We start from the raw sequence: 3,273 nt of genomic DNA on the forward strand, positions 1-3,273 counted from the left end.
GGGTCTGGGGCGGAGCCCCAGTGGGGGTCCGCCGGGCGAGGCGCCCGTTCTCCGGAAGGAGGTCCGGGATGGACTTCTCCTTCGGGGATGAGGACGACGCCTTCCGCTCCGAGGTACGGGAGTGGCTCAAGGCCCACCTCGTCGGCGACTTCACCGCCGGCGCCACCCCGCACCGCCGCTGGGAACAAGAGCTCGGCACCGCCGGCTGGATAGGCATCGGCTGGCACGCCGACGGCTTCGGCAACCGCCGCGCCACCCTCACCCAGCAGGTCGTCTGGGCCGAGGAGTACGCCCGCTCCCGCGCCCCCGCCCGTGTCGGCCACATCGGCGAGAACCTCCTCGCCCCCACCCTCATCGCCTACGGCAGCGAAGAACAGCAGCAGCGTTTCCTCCCCGCCGTCGCCCGCGGCGAGGAACTCTGGTGCCAGGGCTACAGCGAGCCCGGCGCGGGCTCCGACCTCGCGGCCGTCCGCACCACCGCCGAGAAGGACGGCGACAGCCACCGCGTCACCGGCCAGAAGATCTGGACCTCGCTCGCCCAGGACGCCGACTGGTGCTTCGTGCTGGCCCGCACCGAGCAGGGCAGCAGACGCCACCACGGCCTGTCCTTCCTGCTCGTACCCATGGACCAGCCGGGCCGGATCGATGTGCGGCCCATCCGGCAGATGTCGGGGACCGCCGAGTTCAACGAGGTCTTCTTCGACGGAGCCCACGCGGAAGGCGTCGTCGGCGGCGAGGGCAACGGCTGGCAGGTCGCCATGGGGCTCCTCGCCCTGGAGCGAGGGGTTTCGACCCTGGTCCAACAGATCGGTTTCGCGCAGGAGTTGGAGGAGGTCGTACGGGAGGCCGTCACGACCGGCGCCGCCTCCGGCGACCCTGTCCTGCGTGACCGTCTCGTACGCCAGTGGGCCGAGCTCCGCACCATGCGCTGGAACGCCCTGCGCACCCTCGGCTCCACCCGCGACCCCGGTGCCCCCAGCGTCGCCAAGCTCCTCTGGGGCGGCTGGCACCAGCGCCTCGGCGAGCTGTCGATGCAGGTGCGCGGGGCGGGCGCGGCGGTCGGTCCGTACGACTGGAGCCCCGCGAATCCCTACGAACTCGACGCACAGCAACGGCAGTTCCTCTTCAGCCGGGCCGACACCATCTATGGCGGCTCGGACGAGATCCAGCGCAACATCATCGCCGAGCGCGTGCTCGGCCTACCGAGGGAGCCGAGATGAGGGGTGTCGTCTTCGACGGCAAGCAGGCCCAGGTCGTCGATGATCTGGAGATACGGGACCCGGGGCCCGGCGAGGTCCTGGTGGACATCGCCGCCGCCGGGCTCTGCCACAGCGATCTGTCGGTCATCGACGGGACCATCCCCTTCCCCGCGCCGTGCGTCCTCGGACACGAGGGCGCGGGAGTCGTGGAGGCCGTCGGGGCCGGGGTGACGCATGTGGCGGCAGGGGACCATGTGTCGCTCTCCACGCTCGCCGCCTGCGGCGCGTGCTCCGACTGCGACCGCGGCCGTCCGACCATGTGCCGCAAGGCGATCGGGATGCCGGGGAAGCCCTTCTCGCGGGGCGGGCAGAAGCTCTTCCAGTTCGCCTCGAACTCCTCCTTCGCCGAGCGCACGATCGTCAAGGCCGTGCAGGCGGTGAAGATCCCGTCCGACATTCCGCTGACCTCGGCGGCGCTGATCGGCTGCGGGGTGCTGACCGGGGTCGGTGCCGTACTGAACCGGGCGAAGGTCGGCATCGGCGAGAGCGTGGTCGTCATCGGGACGGGCGGCATCGGGCTCAACGTCATCCAGGGCGCCAGGATCGCGGGCGCGACCCGGATCGTGGCCGTCGACAACAACCCCGCCAAGGAGGCGGTGGCGCGGCAGTTCGGGGCGACGGAGTTCCTGCCTTCGGCCGACGCGGTACGGGACATCCTGCCGACGGGGGCAGACCATGTCTTCGAGTGCGTGGGGCACGTGGCGCTGATCCGGCAGGCCATCGAGCTGCTCGACCGGGGCGGTCAGGCGATCCTGCTCGGGATGCCGGCAGCGGCGGCCGAGGCGTCCTTCGTGCCCGCCGCGCTCTTCCTGGACAAGACGATCCTCGGCTGCCGGTACGGGAGTTCACGCCCGCAGCACGACATCGCGCTCTATGCGGAGCTGTACCGGACGGGGGCCCTGCTCCTGGACGAGCTGGTCACCGAGACGTACCCGATCGAGGACTTCGCGAAGGCCGCGGACGACGCCGAACACGGGAGGGTCGCGCGCGGAGTGCTCACCTTCGGCTGAACCGGAATCCTCAACTCCCGTGATTCACAGGGGAGTCGAAGATCGAACATTACCAAACGTGTACTTGTGGCCAAAGGTTTGCTGGGTGAGGATCTTCTCCATGACTCAGGCCCCGACTCCTCTGTGGCTCCAGGGACGCGAAGCGGTCATCGCCGCCGCATCCCCCGACGACTGGCGCGAAGAAGTCCCGGATTATCACCTCTCGCACACGGTGATGCCCGGGCAGCGTACGACCGACCACGCACCCGGGTCGCTGGAGGCGATCGTCGAATCGATCGTGCAGGTCTTCGAGATGGAGGTCTCGCACAAGGCGGATCCGGCGACCTGGGTGTCCATGGTCTCGGAGAAGTTCCGTACCCGGGTCAACGGGGGCGCGTGGGCGGACTCGGCCGAGATCGTGGACCGCGGAAGCTACAACGTCCTCATCGGCGACAGCGTCTTCTACGGCAAGGAGACCTTCGAGTCCTCGCACGACGTCTTCCACACGGCGTTCCCGCAGGGCTTCTACTGGGAGGTGCTCGAAGTCCTCTCGCCGCCGCCGGTCGTCGCCTTCAAGTGGCGGCACTGGGGCGCCTTCGAGGGCGAGTACCAGGGCTTCCCGCCGGACGGCCGGACGATCGAGATGTTCGGCATGAGCGTCGCCAAGGTGAGCGACGACCTGAAGCTCCTGGAAGTAGAGCACTTCTACGACCCGAACGCCTTCCTCGGCCAGATGACGGGCGGCTGCCCGGTCGCGCACGTGGCGCAGGTCGCGGACGGCGCGCACAGCGACTGATTGCGCCAGGCGCCATACGCCCGCCACCGGCTGTTCAACCGGAGGGCTCCCTTGCCCTGTGAGTCTCTTGCGTGACAAGAGGCCACAGGAACAAGGGAGTTGTCCCGGATGTCCGACATACGTGCACGAGGTGGCGACCGCCGCCGTTTCCTGGCCGGATCGGCCGTCGCTCTCGGAGCGGCGGCCGTTTCGCAGCTCCCGCTCGCCACCGCGTCGTACGCCTCCGCCC

4 protein-coding genes are annotated in these 3,273 nt (G+C 69.5%); all 4 read left to right on the plus strand.

The genetic code is table 11. From position 1 onward, the window contains the following. Positions 1–68: 68 nt before the first annotated feature. Complete coding sequence (locus J0695_RS37105; RefSeq protein ID WP_206969163.1) at positions 69–1,220, plus strand: acyl-CoA dehydrogenase family protein; 1,152 nt, start codon at positions 69–71, stop codon at positions 1,218–1,220. Then, a complete protein-coding gene (locus J0695_RS37110; RefSeq protein ID WP_206969164.1) occupies positions 1,217–2,269 on the plus strand; it encodes a Zn-dependent alcohol dehydrogenase in 1,053 nt (350 codons plus the stop codon). Before J0695_RS37105 ends, J0695_RS37110 begins: the two co-directional genes overlap by 4 nt. Positions 2,270–2,369: 100 nt before the next feature. After that, positions 2,370–3,044: an ester cyclase gene (locus J0695_RS37115; RefSeq protein WP_206969165.1), complete on the plus strand. Its 675-nt coding sequence runs from the start codon at positions 2,370–2,372 to the stop codon at positions 3,042–3,044. A 108-nt stretch (positions 3,045–3,152) separates the two neighbouring features. Continuing rightward, positions 3,153–3,273: twin-arginine translocation signal domain-containing protein (locus J0695_RS45810; RefSeq protein WP_206969166.1), on the plus strand; the 121-nt coding region annotated here is incomplete at its 3' end.

It is taken from the genome of Streptomyces beijiangensis (assembly GCF_017315755.1).
GTDB classification, from domain to species: domain Bacteria; phylum Actinomycetota; class Actinomycetes; order Streptomycetales; family Streptomycetaceae; genus Streptomyces; species Streptomyces beijiangensis.